Source organism: Edwardsiella sp. EA181011 (assembly GCF_000800725.1).
GTDB lineage: Bacteria > Pseudomonadota > Gammaproteobacteria > Enterobacterales > Enterobacteriaceae > Edwardsiella > Edwardsiella anguillarum.
This window is the reverse complement of the sequence record NZ_CP011364.1, coordinates 1,765,445-1,782,630: the sequence shown is the minus strand read 5'-3', so window position 1 is coordinate 1,782,630 and position 17,186 is coordinate 1,765,445. Positions and strand designations below refer to the sequence as shown.

General features: G+C 60.7%; 16 protein-coding genes and 1 pseudogene. All 17 read right to left on the bottom strand.

The features are described 5' to 3' along the window. Nucleotides 1-4: 4 nt before the first annotated feature. Nucleotides 5-516, bottom strand: a pseudogene (locus tag QY76_RS07920) (transposase); the annotation flags it as partial. Nucleotides 517-989: 473 nt separating this feature from the next. Further along, nucleotides 990-1,571, bottom strand: coding sequence for a DJ-1/PfpI family protein (locus tag QY76_RS07915; protein ID WP_012849352.1), 582 nt, complete (start codon nucleotides 1,569-1,571; stop codon nucleotides 990-992). Between the two features lie 12 nt (nucleotides 1,572-1,583). Further along, nucleotides 1,584-2,438: a tagatose bisphosphate family class II aldolase gene (locus QY76_RS07910; protein WP_034164261.1), complete on the bottom strand. Its 855-nt coding sequence runs from the start codon at nucleotides 2,436-2,438 to the stop codon at nucleotides 1,584-1,586. 99 nt (nucleotides 2,439-2,537) lie between these two features. Next, complete coding sequence (locus tag QY76_RS07905; RefSeq protein WP_034164260.1) at nucleotides 2,538-4,028, bottom strand: DUF2264 domain-containing protein; 1,491 nt, start codon at nucleotides 4,026-4,028, stop codon at nucleotides 2,538-2,540. Nucleotides 4,029-4,097: 69 nt separating this feature from the next. Continuing rightward, nucleotides 4,098-5,729 (bottom strand): sulfatase, encoded by a 1,632-nt coding sequence (locus QY76_RS07900; protein ID WP_045424112.1) that lies wholly within the window; start codon nucleotides 5,727-5,729, stop codon nucleotides 4,098-4,100. A gap of 14 nt (nucleotides 5,730-5,743) precedes the next feature. Beyond that, nucleotides 5,744-6,973, bottom strand: a complete 1,230-nt coding sequence (locus QY76_RS07895) for an anaerobic sulfatase maturase (protein WP_045424110.1) — start codon at nucleotides 6,971-6,973, stop codon at nucleotides 5,744-5,746. Between the two features lie 210 nt (nucleotides 6,974-7,183). Further along, nucleotides 7,184-8,233 (bottom strand): glycoside hydrolase family 105 protein, encoded by a 1,050-nt coding sequence (locus QY76_RS07890; RefSeq protein ID WP_034164277.1) that lies wholly within the window; start codon nucleotides 8,231-8,233, stop codon nucleotides 7,184-7,186. 132 nt (nucleotides 8,234-8,365) lie between these two features. Next, nucleotides 8,366-9,520, bottom strand: a complete 1,155-nt coding sequence (nagA, locus tag QY76_RS07885; RefSeq protein WP_034164257.1) for an N-acetylglucosamine-6-phosphate deacetylase — start codon at nucleotides 9,518-9,520, stop codon at nucleotides 8,366-8,368. A 3-nt stretch (nucleotides 9,521-9,523) separates the two neighbouring features. Next, on the bottom strand, nucleotides 9,524-9,964 hold the full coding sequence (gene agaF / locus QY76_RS07880; RefSeq protein ID WP_034164256.1) for a PTS galactosamine/N-acetylgalactosamine transporter subunit IIA: 441 nt from the start codon (nucleotides 9,962-9,964) through the stop codon (nucleotides 9,524-9,526). 69 nt (nucleotides 9,965-10,033) lie between these two features. Continuing rightward, nucleotides 10,034-10,924 (bottom strand): PTS system mannose/fructose/sorbose family transporter subunit IID, encoded by an 891-nt coding sequence (locus QY76_RS07875; RefSeq protein WP_034164255.1) that lies wholly within the window; start codon nucleotides 10,922-10,924, stop codon nucleotides 10,034-10,036. Then, complete coding sequence (gene agaW / locus QY76_RS07870) at nucleotides 10,914-11,684, bottom strand: PTS N-acetylgalactosamine transporter subunit IIC (RefSeq protein ID WP_012849361.1); 771 nt, start codon at nucleotides 11,682-11,684, stop codon at nucleotides 10,914-10,916. Before agaW ends, QY76_RS07875 begins: the two co-directional genes overlap by 11 nt. Before the next feature lie 53 nt (nucleotides 11,685-11,737). Next, nucleotides 11,738-12,235, bottom strand: coding sequence for a PTS N-acetylgalactosamine transporter subunit IIB (gene agaV / locus QY76_RS07865; RefSeq protein WP_034164254.1), 498 nt, complete (start codon nucleotides 12,233-12,235; stop codon nucleotides 11,738-11,740). Further along, on the bottom strand, nucleotides 12,222-13,418 hold the full coding sequence (locus QY76_RS07860) for an SIS domain-containing protein (protein ID WP_034164253.1): 1,197 nt from the start codon (nucleotides 13,416-13,418) through the stop codon (nucleotides 12,222-12,224). The genes agaV and QY76_RS07860 overlap by 14 nt, the downstream gene beginning before the upstream one ends. A gap of 13 nt (nucleotides 13,419-13,431) precedes the next feature. Beyond that, the gene (kbaZ, locus tag QY76_RS07855; protein WP_034164252.1) at nucleotides 13,432-14,712 is read right to left on the bottom strand and encodes a tagatose-bisphosphate aldolase subunit KbaZ; all 1,281 of its coding nucleotides are present in this window, start codon (nucleotides 14,710-14,712) and stop codon (nucleotides 13,432-13,434) included. A gap of 49 nt (nucleotides 14,713-14,761) precedes the next feature. Further along, a complete protein-coding gene (gene agaR / locus QY76_RS07850) occupies nucleotides 14,762-15,541 on the bottom strand; it encodes a transcriptional repressor AgaR (RefSeq protein WP_255640309.1) in 780 nt (259 codons plus the stop codon). A gap of 199 nt (nucleotides 15,542-15,740) precedes the next feature. Next, nucleotides 15,741-15,977, bottom strand: coding sequence for a hypothetical protein (locus QY76_RS18695; RefSeq protein ID WP_144418100.1), 237 nt, complete (start codon nucleotides 15,975-15,977; stop codon nucleotides 15,741-15,743). 162 nt (nucleotides 15,978-16,139) lie between these two features. Then, nucleotides 16,140-17,126, bottom strand: coding sequence for a DUF808 domain-containing protein (locus QY76_RS07845; protein WP_235439462.1), 987 nt, complete (start codon nucleotides 17,124-17,126; stop codon nucleotides 16,140-16,142). Nucleotides 17,127-17,186: the final 60 nt, after the last annotated feature.

Below are 17,186 nucleotides of genomic sequence, written 5' to 3'. Positions count from 1 at the left end.
AATATTGATTTTTACGCAGGATACCCCACTCACGGCGATAGCCATGACTCGGCATATCGCTGATAATATCGAGGATGTCCGACAGGATTTCAGCGTCTGCTTCGTCATTACGCCGGTTACAACGCCTCTCCTGCCAATCAGGCAGAACGTTTAATCCATAGTGATAGCTGCGCACGCGACACGCTTACGGTGCGCTGACCTGTGCCATTCCCCATCCTTTGGCAGCAAGGGCGCGTACGCTATCCATTTTCGCGACTGACCGTACTCCACGGTCTCTTTGAGGATCTCAGCCTCCATCGCCTTCTTATCCAGAAGGCGCTGTAGCTCCCAAATCTGTGTTAGTTCAGCTGCAGTCTCAGAGGCAGGAACGACGTCCTCTCCAGCCGCAACGGCAGTGAGGTTGCCTTCCTTATATTACTTCTTCCACTTCAATAGCAGACTGGGCTGAATACCGTGCAGACGTGCGACGTGAGAGACATTCGTGCCTGGCTCCATCATCTGCTGGATAATGGCGATGTTCTCCTGAGGCGTCTTACGTTTACGGACAGGATCCCGGCCATCTCAACATTGGCGTTGGTGTTAGACATATATTCAAGCCTATCTCTTATCTGGAGATACAGCTACTGTCTGGTGTTTCAGGGGGCGACTACAGCAGCCAAGTAAATTAACTTGTTCATCGTATCCTTAACTCTTTTTCATATTATTGACTGATGGGTAACCCGCGCGTTGCCGTCATGATACCCAGGCCATAGCGCATTGACGCCACACAGCGCCGACGCCGGTGCGATCGGAGGCCGCCGCTGGCGTAGAGATATACTACGCGGGCTAAAGTTTCATTTTATTACGCACCTTCACAAAATCACATCAAATAGAAATCAAGCGAAAGAGATGAAAAGAAAGGATGGCGCCATCACATAAGCAAAAAAAACGGTATCTCCCGTAGGCGATACCGTCGCAGTAAAATAACCCCCAAAACCTTCGGCAATCGATCAATATTCCGTTAACGGCCAGCGACGAAAATAGATATGGCTGGCCTGAGCATCTACCTTGGCAACGTTGTCTGCCAATAAATGGCGGGCGACGGTAAAGGCAAACTCAAAACTGACGCCCAGTCCCTTGGCCGAGATGAACCGGCCATCGACCACCACGTCCCTATCCACATACTCGCCGTCGGCGAAACGCTCGGCCAGCTTGTCTCCGGTGCTGTAGCGCCGCCCCTCAAGCAGGCCATGGGCGGCCAGCACTTTGGCACCGGAGGAGCACAGCGCGCAGATATATTTATCTGCCGCAATGTGGCGGCGTAAAAAGGCGACCACGCTGGCGCTGGCGTTAAGGCGGTCGGTGCCCTGCGGCCCGCCCGGCATCATCACCGCGTCGTACAGCGTCTCCAGGCGATCGGCCAGCAGCGCATCGGCCCGGATAGGGGTTTCAAAATAGCTGTTCAACGCCAGGCTCTCCTCGCAGGAGAGGATCTCCACCTGAATATCCAGGCGACGCATGATGTCGATAAACACCACCGCCTCACCCTCTTCAAACCCGTGTGCCAACAGGACGGCAACCCGTTTCGTCATGCTCAGTGCTCCTTACAGCTGCCCGGCGCTGCCGCAGATGCGGATCTTCTGTTCCACCACCTGCCGCATCGCGGCCTTACCCGGTTCCATATAGTGACGCATATCGTTCGCCGCGGGATGGCTGGCGAAATAGGCTTTCACCGCGTCAGAGAAGGCGATCTTCAGCTCCGTCGCCACGTTGACCTTACAGATCCCCAGCGAAACGCAGCGCTCGACATCCTGATCCGGGATGCCGGAGGCGCCATGCAGCACCAGCGGAACCTCGGTCTGACGGCGGATCAGGGCCAGTCGGTCAAAGTCCAGGCGCGGCGCCTCTTTATACATGCCGTGCGCGGTGCCGATAGCGATGGCCAGGGAGTCGATGCCGGTCGCCCGGGCGAACTCGGCCGCCATCGCCGGATCGGTATAGCTGCCGTGCGCCGCGTCGACCACCAGATCGTCCTCCTGGCCGACCAGCCGGCCCAGTTCGGCCTCAACGGTGCAGTCCAGGCGGTGGCAATACTCCACCACCCGGCGGGTCAGGGCCACGTTCTCCGCAAAGGCGTGGTGCGAGGCGTCGATCATCGCCGACCGGACGCCGCTCGCCACCTTGGCGCAGATATCCTCATAGGATTCGTGGTGGTCCAGGTGCAGCGCCAGCGGAATACGGTATTCACGCGCCGCCTCGCGGCAGATATCCACCAGATAGGCGACGCCGGCGTAGCTAAAGGTACCGGGCGTGCCGGCCAGGATCACCGGAGATCCCATCTGGGCCGCCGTCTTGGCAATGACCTGAATGGTCTCCAGGTTGTGAATGTTAAACGCCGGTACCGCGTACCCCTTGGCCTGCGCCTGCAGCAGCATATCCCGGGAAGAAACCAAAAACATCGTCACACCTCCGCATCTTCATCTACTTTCATTTAATCATTAAAACAAAATAAAGAAAACATTCAAAAGATAATAAAAGTGTGACATTGACCGGCGAAACTAAAAGTAAAGATCCATTTTCGAACTGTAGCAGGTCACGCCCTTGCGCAGCAGGTTGTTTTTTGGCCGTTCAGCGCGTCCCGTCAGGCTCTCCAGCAGCCACTGCCAGGGCCGCTGGCGCTGCAGGCGGCGGCTCAGGGGGCCCTGCGCCTTGGTATAGTCGTGCAGGAACAGCGCCACGCTCTCGCCGGTCTCCTGACAGCCCAGGAGCTGCACGCCGATCGCGTCGATCCGGTGCGAAAAGTCGCCCCGCTCCACCGGCAGCGGCAGCGACGCCGCCTGCCACAGCCCGCTTTGCGGCGCACTGTACAGCGCGATATTCAGCGCGCGCAGCGACCAAAAGCTGCTGGCCGGCCCGCTGTAGTTGTCCACCAGACGGGCATCATCGGCAAACAGCCCCTGGGTCGGTGCGCCGGCCCGCATCGCCCCGTTGGCGATAAAGTAGCGCAGCGTCACCTCCAGCGCCCGTCGCGCGCAGCCCAGGCTGTGCGCCGTCGGCGCCTGGCTGGCCTCCGCCAGCAGCGGCGCGGCGGCGGCCAGTCGATAGCAGGCGCTGCGTCCGAAGAAGGCGATCCCCTGGGGGGTAATCAGGTGACGGTAGCCGTCGTTAAACTGGCGCAGGGCGTCGTGAATAAAGCCCCGATCAAGCTGCGGATCGATCTGATCCAGCCAGTACAGGGAGTAGTGGAATCCCCAGGCGTTGTAGTAGTCATAGTTACCCCGCGCGCCGTCGCGGAACCATCCTTCGCCGACATAGAATGCCTTGATGCGCTGATACTTTTGCTGGTCTATCTCCCCTTCGCCGCTCAGATCACACAGCACCGCCTCTACCGTCAGGCCGAACAGGTGCCAGTTGTTGTCCACCGTTTGACGGGTCGGCACCTGACGAAACCAGGTCAGGATCTGCGCGCGCCCGCGCGTGTCGAAGCGCGACCAGACCCACGTCTTGCTCAGCCACAGCGCCAGCGCCAGATCGGCGCTCTCGCAGATGCGCTGATCGTAGTCGTGCAGCGTGCCCCAATAGCCGGGATGCGCCGGATCGGTGCCGGCCAGAAACGCCCGGCTCAGCATCTCGGCAATGTCCCAGCGCTGTCCGTTCAGCCCCGTCAAGACGCCGTCCCGGCCCTGCGCCGCCGCACTGTGCAGCCAGGTCGCCAGGGTCGGTAGCACCCGGCTGCACCCCTCCATGGCGTCGGTGCGGGCATTCTGCTGGCTGGGACGGCCGGGGTAGTAGGCGTGGGTATAATCCCACACCGCGTAGTGGTCGAACGCCTCCGCCACGTAGCGCACCAGCGTGTCGCACTGGCGCTCCAGCGGCTGGCTATCGTCGGCAAAGCAGGCGCGCAGGGCGGCGTCGTTGCGGGTATAGGCGCGTTTACGCCAGCGCAGGCGGATCAGACGCTCGCGCAGCAGACGCAGGTACATCTGCGCATCGGGGTGCTCATAGGGAATGATCGGACGCGGTGCGCCCTCGATTTTCTTCTGCGCCATGCAGACTCCTCCGCTCAGAAAAAAGTCAAAAAAAGGGCAGCGCATACGGCGCTGCCCCGCTCAGGCCCCTCAGCTGCGGGCCGACTGCTCCAGAATATGGTAGCGATCCTGTCCCCAGGCGACCGGCTTGGGCTTGGTCTTGATCCAGTCGTGGTAGGCCGCCTTCATCTCGGCCACCCGCTGCGGATACTTGGCTGCCAGATCCTGGGACTCCGCCGGGTCGAGGCGATCGTTGAACAGCTGCACCCGATTGCTGCCGTCGTCATAGAAGTAGAGCGTCCACTCCCCGTCGCGTACCGCCCAGGAGGAGGGCGAGAGCTTCTCCAGGTTGGGATTCTTCGGCGGCATCGGCGCCTCATAGGTGATCCACTTCCAGTAGTCGAACCAGAACGGCTGGTTCTCCTCGCTGTAGTGCTTGGCGCCCGGCCCCGCCCAGAACAGGTAGCGGTGCGGTGACGTCTGCGCCTTACCGCTCAGCTGCGGTAGGATGTCGCGTCCGTCCACCTTCATGGCATCGGGAATGGTGATCCCGGCGGCCTTCAGCGCCGTGGGCAGAATGTCGATGGCGCTGACCATCACGTTGCTCTGGGTGCCGGCGGGGATATGCTTCGGCCAGTAGGCGACGAACGGCACGTGCACACCGCCGTTGAACATCTGCCCCTTGAAGCCGCGATCCATGCCGTTGAGTGGCATCGGCGACTCGTGCACCGCTCCGTTATCGGAGATGAAGAAGATCAGGGTGTTATCCAGCTCCCCCAGCGCCTTCAGGCGTTCGATAATCTGCCCAATGCCCTCGTCGGCGGCGTTGACGGCGGCGAAATACTTGTCCGCCTCGGCGTTGCCGGTATGGAATTTATCCATATAGCGGGCCGGTGAGGCCTGCTCCAGCGGAATATGGGGAACGCTGTAGGCCAGGCTGATGAAGAAGGGCTTGCCCTGATGATCGTCGAGAAACTTCAGCGTCTCGTTGGTCAGGTTATGGGTCAGGTAGCCCGGCGCGGCAATATTCTTGCCATTCTGCCAAATCGCCGGCGAGTTCCACAGCGCCGCGCCGGAGGCGTAGTAGCTGTAGGAGTAATCGAAGCCGCGCGACTCCGGGCCATAGCCCGGCGCGCTGACGGAGATCATGTTGTCGTGATAGTCGCGGGTCTGATCGGCCTTATCGACAAAGTTCTTCTTATCGATGCGGGCGTTGTGCCACTTGCCGATATTGGCGGTGGCGTAGCCGTTTTCCTGGAACAGCGCCGGCAGCAGCGTGATGTCCAGCGGAACGCCGAGCATGGCATCGTCGTTGCTGTAGGTGCCGAAGCTGGCCGGATAGCGCCCGGTGAAGATACCGGCGCGCGACGGGCCGCACACCGGATGGGCGACAAAGGCGTTGGTCATTTTCACGCCCTGATTCGCCAGCTGGGCCACGTTGGGCATCGCCCGGCGCGCCGCATCGATCATCTTGTCCAGATCGCCCTGGTAGCGCGCGGCCACCGGACGTTTGCCCAGCGCCTGGGTATCCAGCGCATCCAGCGCAAAGTCCAGCTGACCGGTGCCCAGATCGTCCATAATCACCAGCAGGACATTGGGGCGGCTGTCGGTCGCAGCGGCGGCGGCCGGCACCGCCGACGCTGACGCTGACGAGGCACCGCACAAACAGGCAGCGGCCACCAGCCCTGCCAACTGCTTCTTCTTGCTACTGAAAAACGTCATTGCCAACTCCGTTGTTATGCATGCTTAAGTAAAGGCATCACATCCGCCGCCACCCCCCCGTGTCGGATCACCGCCTGCATCATCTGCATCGCCTGGGCGGTATGAGTAAAAAAGTGCAAGTAGGAGGGGCACAGGTAGTTGTGCCGGTGGCGCTCGTCGGGTAGCCCCATCATGCGGTGTTTGGGACAGCCCCCCTGACACAGCTGACGCACCGGACACTGCTGGCAGCGCGTCGTCAACTTATCCTGCTTAGCCTGGCCAAAGCGCTGCTGGCGCGCCGACGTCGCCAGCGTCGCCAGCGAGGTATCGGCAACGTTGCCCAGGCGGTTGGCCGGGTAGACGAAGTGGTCGCAGCTGTAGACGTCGCCGCTGGCTTCAATGATCAGCGCCTGGCCGCAGGTGGCCGACTGAACGCAGGTCGAGGCCGGATAGCCCATCCATACCCCGAGCAGGCTGTCGAACTCACGCACGTAGTAGCGCCCAACGTCATGCGCCACCCAGGCATCGAAGACATCGGCCATAAACGCGCCGTAGCCGTGGGCCGGGACGCTAAAGGGCGCCATCTGCGGCGAGGCCGGCGGTGAATAGTGGTGACCATGGCCGCAGCCGATGGACGCATCGACCTCCACCAGCGGAATAAACTGCATAAAGGTCGAGCCCAGCGCCTTGAGCGCCTCATAGGTCTGACGCCCCTTATCCCAGTTCTGATCGTTCACCACCGTCAGGGTATTGAACTCGACCTGATGGCTGCGCAGCGTATCGATGGCGCGGCAGACGCGATCAAACGTGGGCTGCCCCTGCGCGGCGATACGGTAGCGGTTGTGCACGGCTGCCAGCCCATCCACCGAGACGCCGATCAGAAACCCGTTCTCGGCAAAGAAGTCGGCCCACTGGCCGTTGATGGCGATCCCATTGGTCTGAAAGCTATTGGTGATGGTCTTGCCGCCGGCATACTTCTTCTGATACTCCACCGCCCGCTGATAAAACGGCAGGCCGGCCAGCATCGGCTCGCCGCCCTGCCAGGCAAAGTCCACCTGCTCCCCCGCGTGGGACTGAATATAGTCACGCACGTAGCGTCGCAGCGTCGCGTCGCTCATGGTTTCCGCCGAGCGCGCGCCGGCCTGCTGCGGCACCACCTCCTCTTTTTCCAGATAGAAGCAGTAGCTGCAGCGCAGATTGCAGCGATAGCTCGCCGGCTTGGCCATCATATGGAAGTGGGCTTGCTGTGACGGAGAACGCGACATGGGAGAGACTCTTATTTAAAACGATGTTTCTTATTTTACGGAATACAAGGAAAATAAGTGATGCGTAAAATCACAATACCGAAAAAAAACGAAAGATATTAAACAGAGATACGTAACCAAAGAGGCAATCACGTGCCGATTCATTAACCGATGAAAATCAATGAAAGAAAAGCCCGGCACTACGCCGGGCCGTAGATTCAGCGCTGCGGATCAGGCATACAGCGCCAGCATCGCGCTGCCCGCCAGCAGATAGGCGCCCGCGCCGTAGTCAATATTGTGCTCCGCGCTCACGTCGCGCGGGTTGAACGCCGGCAGCTGTACCCAGCCCAGCATACCGTTGTCATGAATGCAGCCGCGCAGCGCCGACCAGGCGCGCTCAACCATCGGCAGATAGCGTGCGCGATCCAGTATCCCCTGCTGGATCCCCCAGGCCACGCCGTAGCAGAACAGCGCGGTGGCGCTGCTCTCTGGCGCCGGGAAGCGCTCGGGATCGCGCATGCTGGTGCGCCAGAAGCCGTCCGCCTGCTGATAGTCGCTCACCGTCGCCGCCAGGGCGCTGAACATCGCCAGATAGCGTGGGCGGCTTGGGTGATCGGCCGGCAGGTGCGCCAGGATACGCGGCACCGCGGCCAGCACCCAGCCGTTGCCGCGGCTCCAGAAGACCTTCTCGCCGTTCTCTTCGCGCAGTTCGCCGCCCTTGCCGTCGGGAATATAGCGGTAGTCGCGGTAAAACAGCCCGCTCTGCGCATCGAACAGATGCTCGACCGCATCCCAGAAGGCGACGTCCATATAGTCGGCATAGCGGCTATCGCCGGTGCGCGCGCTGAGGGCGGCAAAGGCCGGCGGCGCCATGAACAGCGCGTCGCACCACCACCAGTCCTCGCGCCCCGGGCGCGGCTCATCCACCATCACGCCCAGGGACTTGATGGTCGGCTCCAGCGCCTCTGGCTGATTCACCAGGGGATAGACATCCAGGTAGGCCTGACAGCACACCATATCATCGGCGAAGCGGGCGTTAGGGCCGGTGCGGAAGCCGGTATGCAGGGTGTAGTTCATCACCCCGTCCAGATAGGCCGTATCGCCGGTGGCCTGCCAGGCGGCGGCGACGCAGGACCAAAATACGCCGCGTTCCCAATCGGTATCCTTGATGAAGCGCGTCTTGCCGCTGCGGCGTATCACACTGCGTGTCTGGTTGGCCGCCTGATAGCGGTACACCCGCAGCATGTCGCGCAGAATCTCTTCACGTGTTATCGCAGTCATTGCATTATCCTCGCTGGGCCCGCTCATCTCCGCGCTGGCGATGACTCCCCCGCGGGCCTTCGGTTTACCGCGGTCATGGTTGGCATGGCCGCGTCTGGTTGTGTCGGGGCAAGCGACGCCGCCCGCCGGCGCTCAGGCCGGGCGTCGATAGGCGCACTCGCCGTTAATGTAGGTCTCCGCCACCGTCATGGCCGGATCCACCGCCGTAAAGCTGGCGGTCGCGCCGGGGCGGATCGCGCCCAGGCTATCCTGTAGGCCGAGATAGGCTGCCGGCACCGCCGACGCCATCTGCACCGCCTCCCAGGCCGGAACGCCGGCCAGGGTGACCATGTTACGCACCGCCTGATCCAGGCTACAGGTGCTGCCCGCCAGCGAGCCGTCGTCGGTACGCGCCTCGCCGCGGTGCACCGTGATCTCCTGGGCACCCAGGCGATAGCGCCCCTCGCCCAGTCCACCGGCACGCATGCAGTCGGTGATCAGCGCAATGTGGCGGTAGCCCTTCATCCGGTAGGCCAGATTCAGCATCACCGGGTTAACGTGGATCCCGTCGGCGATCAGCTCCGCCAGCATATCCAGATACAGCACCGCGCCGCAGCAGCCCGGCTCCCGGTGGTGCAGGCCAGACATGCCGTTATACAGGTGCACGCCGCAGTCGGCGCCCAGCGCATGGGCCTCTTCGACCTGGGCAAAACTGGCCGCGGTATGGGCCACGCCGACCTTGACGCCGCGCGCCCGCCACCAGGCGATCGCCTGCATCGCCGCCGCAGACTCCGGCGCCAGCGCCGCGCGCAGCAACGTGCCCGCGCTGGCCTGCCACAGGGCCTCCAGCGCCGCGCCCTCGGGGGCGCGCAGAAACGCCTCCGGGTGCGATCCCCGGAAGGGGGCGGTAAAGTGCGGCCCTTCCAGAAAGCTGCCCAGCAGGCGGGCACCCTGCGCTTGACCGGCGGCGATAAACGCGCCGACCTGCCGCAGCGCCCGGCAGACATCCTGCTGCGGAGCGCTGACCGTGGTGCCGACCCAGGCCACCACGCCGGTCTGCGGCAGCGCATCGGCGATGGTCTGCAGCGCCTGCGGCGTCGCATCCATCACGTCGGCGCCGGCGCGGCCGTGAATGTGTATATCGATAAGCCCCGGCCACAGGCTGTGACCGGGCAGGTGTACCCGCCGGGCGCCCGGCGGTATCGGCTGACCGACGCCGGTGATCACGCCGTCGTCAACCAGCACGGCGACGTCCCGCTCAATCCCCCGAGGGGTAAATACGCTGTCGGCCAGGTAGGCGGTTAACATGGTTTACAGTCCGTCGCTGGCTTCACACTCGGCCGGGGCCATCGCGGCCTCCAGCGTCTGGCGCATGTTCTGTACGCTGCTGGCGCCAATCTCCTGCAGAACGGCCACCAGCTCCGCCAGCGTCGCACCGTCGCGCTCAAAGGCGGCGTTGGCGATCATCGGTAGGTTGACCCCGGCTAGCACTTCAACGCCCTCGCGGCGCATCAGCACGTTCAGCGCGCGGTTGCACGGCGAGCCCCCCGGCAGGTCGGTCAGGAACAGCACCCCCTCCCCGTCGTCGACCTCATCGGCCGCCTGGCGCAGCGCCTCCTCCAGATCGTCGGTCGACATGGATTCCACAAAATCGATAAAGCGCATCTGCGGCTGATCGCCGGCGATGGCGTGCACGGCGGAGGCCATGCCAGTTGCAAAATGGATGTGCCCGGAAATGACAAGACCAATCATCGTATTACCCTTACAGCTTACTCATCGGAAACGCCCCGCCCGGCATCAGGCCGCGGCGGGGCGAAGTGGTTACAGGATGCCCAGCAGATGACCGACAACGCCGGCCGCCAGCGTGGAGAAGATCAGCACCGGTGGCTTAGCCCAGAAGCCGGTCCCCTTCACCATGCGGAACATAAAGAACACCAGCAGCAGCGGCAGCATGTTCGGCATGATCTTGTCGAACAGGGCGCTCTGCAGATCCACCGTCTTGCCCCCCAGCTCTATCGACGCCGTGGTACTGAACCGTATAAAGGTGGCGCACAGCGCACCGATGACGAAGATACCCATGATATTGGCGGCGCGCGCCAGCTTCTCCGTCGCGTCGCTCATGCTGACCATCGCCGCCGTACCGGCGCGGTAGCCCATGAACATCAGGCCAAAGTAGACCAGGAAATGCACGATCTGATACAGGATGAAGAACACGAACGGACCGGCGATGGAGCCGTCGATGGCGATGGAGGCACCCAGCGCCAGGGTCAGCGGCATCAGCGTCATGTGGTCAATGGCGTCGCCGATCCCACCGGTCGGTCCCATGCCCGCCACCTTCATCACGTTGATGGTCGACGGCTTCTCTTTGTTCTCCTCCATCGCAATGGCGGTGCCCAGCAGGAAGGTGAACAGCTTAGGACTGGCGTTAAAGAACTGCAGATGGTTCTTCAGCGACTTGGCCAGATCCGCCCGGTTATTGCCGTGGATCTTCTTCAGCGCCGGGATCATCGAGTAGGCAAAGCCGCCGCCCTGCATACGTTCGAAGTTAAAGTTGCCTTCCATGAACAGGCCGCGGAACGCGCACTTCCACAGATCCTTCTTGGTGATAACCTTGCGGACCTCGCCATCCTGATAGGCATCAACGTTGTCGACCAGGCTTGCGGCCTTACGCTTTTCATCCTGCGCCGGGGAGATAATGACTTCAGATGCCATCTTCGAATTCCTCTTTAACCTGCTGCTGTGAATTGGTCTTATTACCGCTGAAGAAGTAGTACAGCACCGCGATGGAAGCGCCGAGGATCGCCACGGCCATGATCGGCAGCTTCAGGTAGGTGGTCATGACGAAGCCGATAAAGAACACCCCGGCCATCTCTTTGGACCACATGATTTTCAGCAGCATGGCGAAGCCGATAGCCGGAACCATCTTGGCACCGATGCCCAGCCCTTCCAGCAGCGCCTTCGGCGTGTTCTGATCGATCCACTCGGCGGCGTGCTCACCGAAGTAGACCGTGGCAAAGGCGATCACGAAGTACAGCATCGAGCGGGTGATGATGGTGCCTATCAGTAGGCGGGAAATGCCGCCGGCATCGGCCTGTTCAGCGCACTCGTCCGCTTTACCCATGGTGAACGCGGTCAGCGCAAAGAAGCCGATGACGATCATCTGCATCAAGACCGCGATCGGCATGCCGACCCCCATGGCCACCTCCGGGGATTGGCCGGTCATCACGGCGAAGGCGACGGCGGCGATGGTACCCATGGTCACATCCGGCGGCTGCGCCCCGGCGTTCGGCACCAGACCCAGCCAGGCCAGCTCCAGGGTGGCGCCGGCGATCAGCCCGATTTCCATATTCCCCATGATTAAACCGACCACCGGGCCAGTAATTAATGGACGGTGAATATTTAATGCAACGTCGTACTTATCGATACCACATAAGAATGCCCAGATGGCAACCAGGGTAGCTTCGAAGACCATAAATATATTCCTTAGACGGAGTGTTACAGCGGGGGAATAATCCCCCCGCTGAATTAGGCGCTTTTAGCCAGTGTCAGAATATCAACCGGTGACTGATCTGGCGTATTCTGCACGGTGCAGGAAACCCCCAGATTGATCATGCGACGGAAGGCGTCCAGATCGCTGTCATCAACCGATACCGTCTTCGCGATTTGGCGCTTACCCTCATGGAAATGCATATTACCGATATTACAATGGGTAATCGGCACGCCGCCCTCAACCAGGCGTGCGACATCGCGCGGGTTATTACACAGAATAAAAATTTTCTGGCGCGCGGCGGCTTTGTGAATCACATCGATGGTTTTTTGAATGGTAAAGAAGCGCACATCATATTCACCGCCGGCAGAGGCTTTCATCCCCGCCTGCATAAATGCCGCGCTATCGCCTTCGGCCGCGTCATCGTTAGCCACCAGAATCAGGTTGGCCTCCGTATGTTTACCCCAGGTAATGCGGATCTGCCCATGCAGTAAACGTTCGTCGATACGAGTCCAGACAATATTAGGCTGATTCATAAATTTTCCCTTCGAGTGATTTTTCAAAACCGTAAATAGTTACGCCCTGAACAACCCGGTTAATTTCCCCAGTCGGAGATGGGTTATCCGGTGAATTGCCAACGGCGATTGAATTATGGAATGCAAATGCCTGTGCCAACATCAAATACGCAAATAACAGTCCAATGTCATCGCTTTGCGCTACGCCCGGCACAATAATATGCCGACCGGCAGTTACCGTATTATCTTCATAGGCGGATACAGCAATAATTTCGCGTGCAACATTATCGCTACGAAGCTCTTTCAGCAGGTCGAGATCGTACTTACGCGTATAAGGATTGTTAGAAATAAAAACGAAGATTAATGTTTCGTTGTTAACTATTGCTTTAGGGCCATGACGGAATCCCAACGGGGAATCGAACATCGCAGCAATTCTTCCTGAGGTTAATTCCAGCACCTTCAGTGCCGACTCCTGAGCCAATCCTTGTAATCCTCCGCTACCCAGATAGATAACGCGCTGATACTGCCCGGCCCGGATATTATCTACAAATTGGCGGTTTATTTGTTTGAACCAATCCGCACTTTTTTTACAAAATTCTTCGATATCTTTCGAATATTTATCAAGACCGGCAAAAATCGTAACTGCCGCCATCATCATGGAAGAGAAGCTGGAGGTCATCGCCAGCGACTGATCGTTGGTCTCCGGCGGCGTCAGCACCGCCAGCGCGTCTGGGCTGTTCTGGCAGAAACGATACAGATGACCGTCCGGATTACAGGTCAGCACCAGATGGCAGCACTGGGTCAGGCACTCGGAGGCCACCTGCAGCGCCGCGACGCTCTCCGGGCTGTTGCCAGAGCGGGCAAATGAAACCAGCAGGGTCGGAACATCTTCGCTCAGATACTGCTGCGGGCAGGAGACCAGATCGGTGGTGGCGATCGCCTCCATCCGGCGCGGCACATGGCGTGACAGCAGCGGCACCAGCGCGCGGCCGGCAAAGGCCGAGGTGCCCGCGCCGGTGAAGATCACCCGCGCATTATCGGCGGCCAGCGCACGGCGCAGAAACGTCTCGATCTCCGTGTGCATGCCGCTGACGATCTGCTGGGTCTTCTCCCAGCATACCGGCTGTTGCTCAATCTCTTTCGCCGTCCATGTCGCGCCGAGACGCTGCAGCGCGTCCAGGTCATATCCCATATAGTGTTGCATAGTCACGTCCTAATTAGTTACGCAGGCAGGCCTGCGCGTAGCCGGATAAAATCTGTTTGATGTGCGCCTTGACCAACGCCTCAGGCTGCAGCGCCAGAGCGCCTTCGCGTACGGCGGTGAACTCGCGCGGCAGATACTGGCTGAGCAGCGGATAAGGGATCGGCGCCTGGGTCAGGTTGTGGAACAGCGTCTGCTGCGCCGCCTGCACCGCCGGCGTCGGCCAGTAGTAGCGAATACGGTCGCTGAAGCTGTAGCGACGGGCGAAACGCACCTGTTCGTCGCTGCCGCTGTAGTATTTTTGCCAGTTCTGCGGGGCTTCCAGCATCGCCGTTTCAATCGCCTGGCGCAGACCGGAACACTGCTCCGGCCCATACATCTCCTCTTCGATGTGGCACAGGCTGAACAGCGCCTCGCGCAGGGCGAAGGTCAGCGCCGGGCCAACCTTCAGGATCGCAAAGTGGTTGTCCACCAGCTCGCGGTAGGCGCGATCGGTCTGGTAGTCGGTGGAGTGAGCCTCGAACACCTGGTGCGGGTAATCCTCCAGCACCTGGCTGAGCGCCTGGGCCTGCTGCGGGCGAAAATCGATCACCCCGGTATGGTCAAACTCGACGCCCGGCTGTACCACCAGGCCGATGACGCGGTTCCAGCACTCGGCGATCCCGGCGTGGGCAAAGGCCGCGCGGTGACACTCAATGGTCTGGCGCGCCGCCTGCGGCGAGGTGACCTCCAGCGTGTCGATGTGCTCTTTGGCGCCGCCCGGCACCGGCACTTCGGTACCGATAACGTACACCAGCTGGCTGCGGCCAAACTGTTCGCGCGCGGTACGCTCGGCGATGGCGGCCAGGCGCGCGGCGCGCTCGGCGACCGTGGCGTCGCTCAGCGGCAGCGGATCGTCGGCGCAGGACATGCTGCAGTCGAGGTGGATTTTTTGGAAACCGGCGGCCACGTAGGCGGCGATCAGGGTGTCGGCGTGAGCCATCGCCTCGGCGGCCGGCAGGTGCTGCCAGCGGTTAGGGCCCAAATGGTCGCCGCCCAGGATCAGGTTGGCTAACGGGAACTGCAGTAAATCAGCCTGGCAACAGACATAGTCGCGAAAGTCGGCCGGCGTCATCCCGGTGTAGCCGCCAAACTGATCCACCTGGTTGGAGGTGGCTTCGATCAGCAGGAGCGAATCGTCCTGCAGCGCCTGCTCCATCGCGGCCTCAATTACCAGCGGATGGGCGGAGCAGACTGAATAGATACCGACCGGCTCACCGGCCTTGTGACGCTGTACGAGCTGTTCTAACTGATGCATCAAAATACTCCACAATAAACACGGGCCGGTTTACCGTGGAGTCAGCGCGTCACTTCTCTTTTTCAGCGATAATCACTTCAACGTGCGCTTCCCGCAGACGCTCGACGTACTCGTCGGGAATGCCGGAATCCGTGACCAGAATATCGATATCAGCGAAGTCCCGGATCATGTGGTAGCCGCGCTTGCCGAACTTGGTCGAGTCGGCAACGGCGATCACCTGATCGGAAATCTCACACATCAAGCGGTTAAGACTGGCTTCCTGCTCATTGTGTGTGGTGATACCCGCCCGCAAATCGAAGCCATCCACCCCGAGAAAAACCTTGTCGAAACAGAAGTTTTTCAAACAGGCCTCGGCCTGCGAGCCTGAAAAAGACATTGCGCTCTTACGTAACACCCCGCCGGTGCAGACCACTTCCACTCCCGGCGAGGAGACGAGCTCCACGGCGACATCCAGACCGTTAGTCATGACCACCACGTTCTCCAGGCCCCGTAGGTGCCCGGCAATCTCACGGGTCGTCGTACCAGAATCCAGAATCACCGCGTCACCGCTGTTAATCAGCTTGGCCGCCGCCAGACCTATCTGAGACTTCACACCGCTGTTGCGGTGGCGCTTCTCGTGGACGCTCAGTTCGGCGATCACCCCGGTATTGGGGATTGCCGCGCCGTGCGAACGCACGATGTAGCCGTTCTCTTCCAGAAAAGTCAGGTCACTGCGGATGGTGACGCTTGAGACGTTAAACCGTGCGGCCAACTCCTCAACGCGTGCCTTCCCTTGGGCGGTCACCACGTTGAAGATTTCCATACGCCTTTCGATTGCTGCCGCTTTCACTTTTGTCCCCTTACGAAACCGGTTAAAGCGAACTTCAACAGGCCTCGACCTAAGATTAATAACATTACGATTGCTTTCAACACAAACAACCGAAAAACATGATTGCTTTCACAAACTTTCGAATAACAGCCAAAGACTTTCAAAATGATCCCGCTCACAGCCTGTCCGCGGCGCGGCGCCGCCCGCAGCCGGGCACACGCTACGCCGGAGAACAGAGACAGACCCCGGCATCTCCCGCCACAGCGGCGGTCATGCCCTGTTTCTGCGCATCAGGCTGCACACTGTCATGGTAGCAAACGAAAACCATCTTCTTCGTTAAGTTACGCAAAAAATGAAATAAAAAACAAATAAAAGCGATCGGCGTAAAAACATACAACGACGGCGTGCCTGGAGGGGAGAAAACGCCCCAACCCGTCACATTACGCGTGCTTTTCATCCCAGATAACGCTTTGTCCGCTATTTATCCAAAGATTACCCCCGGAAAGCAAGCGTTAAATCCGCCGTCCGCGACGCGCTGACGCCGCCAAACGCCCCGCTATCGGAGAAAGATCGACAATACCTTTCAAATACCTTCACGGCGATGCGAAAATAAAAACAATCAGATATCGGCAATAACACAGAAAAAGGAAAGGAAGGAAAAACCAGAGGATGGACGGGGCGGCGACAGCGCCCCGCCGTGGTCAACGACGCAGCAGACGCCGCGCGCCAAGGAGCAGCGAGACCAAAAGGCCCCCAACAGGATACCGAACAGCATATTCAGCAGCGACGGCCCGATGCCGCCCAGCAGCATCCCAACGCTGGGCAGCCCAACGGCGGACTGGCTCAGGGCCGCGATGCCGTGATGCAGCCAGGGCAGTCCGTGAACCACGATGCCGCCCCCCACCATAAACATGGCGGCCGTACCGGCCACCGACAGCAGGCGCATCAGCCAGGGCGCGGCATTCAGCAGCCCCCGTCCCAGGCCGCGCGCCAGAATCCCCGGGCGGGCGCTCAGCCACAGCCCGGCGTCATCCAGCTTCACGATCAGCGCCACCAGGCCATACACGCCCAGGGTCATCACCAGCGCGATGCCGCACAGCACCAGCACCTGCTGCACAAACGCCGCGCTGGCGACCGTACCCAGCGTAATCGCTACGATCTCGGCGGAGAGAATGAAGTCGGTGCGGATGGCCCCCTTCACCTTCTCACGCTCATAGGCCTGCATATCGTCCGGCAGCGCCGGCTCGGCGTGCTGCGGCGCCTGCCCGCGCTGCAGCCACTGATGGGCCAGCTTCTCAGCCCCCTCGTAGCACAGAAAGGCGCCGCCCAGCATCAGCAGCGGCGTAATCAGCCAGGGCGCCAGGGCGCTGATCAGCAGGGCCAGCGGCACCAGGATCGCCTTGTTCAGCAGGGAACCGCGCGCCACCGCCCACACTACCGGCAGCTCACGATCGGCGTTGACACCGCTCACCTGCTGCGCATTGAGCGCCAGATCGTCACCCAGTACGCCGGCGGTCTTACGCGCCGCCATCTTACTCATCAACGCCACATCATCCAGCAGTGAGGCGATATCATCAATCAGGGTCAATAAACTGCTGCCGGCCACCGTCAGTATCCTTGCAATAACATTAACGTGCTCATCATAAGCCGCCGCCGCCAAAAAGTC

What these genes read in the sequence shown, in the direction of transcription:
- QY76_RS07915 (WP_012849352.1), bottom strand. Translation starts at nt 1,571, where the DNA reads ATGACGAAACGGGTTGCCGTCCTGTTGGCACACGGGTTTGAAGAGGGT.
- QY76_RS07910 (WP_034164261.1), bottom strand. Translation starts at nt 2,438, where the DNA reads ATGTTTTTGGTTTCTTCCCGGGATATGCTGCTGCAGGCGCAGGCCAAG.
- QY76_RS07905 (WP_034164260.1), bottom strand. Translation starts at nt 4,028, where the DNA reads ATGGCGCAGAAGAAAATCGAGGGCGCACCGCGTCCGATCATTCCCTAT.
- QY76_RS07900 (WP_045424112.1), bottom strand. Translation starts at nt 5,729, where the DNA reads ATGACGTTTTTCAGTAGCAAGAAGAAGCAGTTGGCAGGGCTGGTGGCC.
- QY76_RS07895 (WP_045424110.1), bottom strand. Translation starts at nt 6,973, where the DNA reads ATGTCGCGTTCTCCGTCACAGCAAGCCCACTTCCATATGATGGCCAAG.
- QY76_RS07890 (WP_034164277.1), bottom strand. Translation starts at nt 8,233, where the DNA reads ATGACTGCGATAACACGTGAAGAGATTCTGCGCGACATGCTGCGGGTG.
- nagA (WP_034164257.1), bottom strand. Translation starts at nt 9,520, where the DNA reads ATGTTAACCGCCTACCTGGCCGACAGCGTATTTACCCCTCGGGGGATT.
- agaF (WP_034164256.1), bottom strand. Translation starts at nt 9,964, where the DNA reads ATGATTGGTCTTGTCATTTCCGGGCACATCCATTTTGCAACTGGCATG.
- QY76_RS07875 (WP_034164255.1), bottom strand. Translation starts at nt 10,924, where the DNA reads ATGGCATCTGAAGTCATTATCTCCCCGGCGCAGGATGAAAAGCGTAAG.
- agaW (WP_012849361.1), bottom strand. Translation starts at nt 11,684, where the DNA reads ATGGTCTTCGAAGCTACCCTGGTTGCCATCTGGGCATTCTTATGTGGT.
- agaV (WP_034164254.1), bottom strand. Translation starts at nt 12,235, where the DNA reads ATGAATCAGCCTAATATTGTCTGGACTCGTATCGACGAACGTTTACTG.
- QY76_RS07860 (WP_034164253.1), bottom strand. Translation starts at nt 13,418, where the DNA reads ATGCAACACTATATGGGATATGACCTGGACGCGCTGCAGCGTCTCGGC.
- kbaZ (WP_034164252.1), bottom strand. Translation starts at nt 14,712, where the DNA reads ATGCATCAGTTAGAACAGCTCGTACAGCGTCACAAGGCCGGTGAGCCG.
- QY76_RS18695 (WP_144418100.1), bottom strand. Translation starts at nt 15,977, where the DNA reads ATGAAAAGCACGCGTAATGTGACGGGTTGGGGCGTTTTCTCCCCTCCA.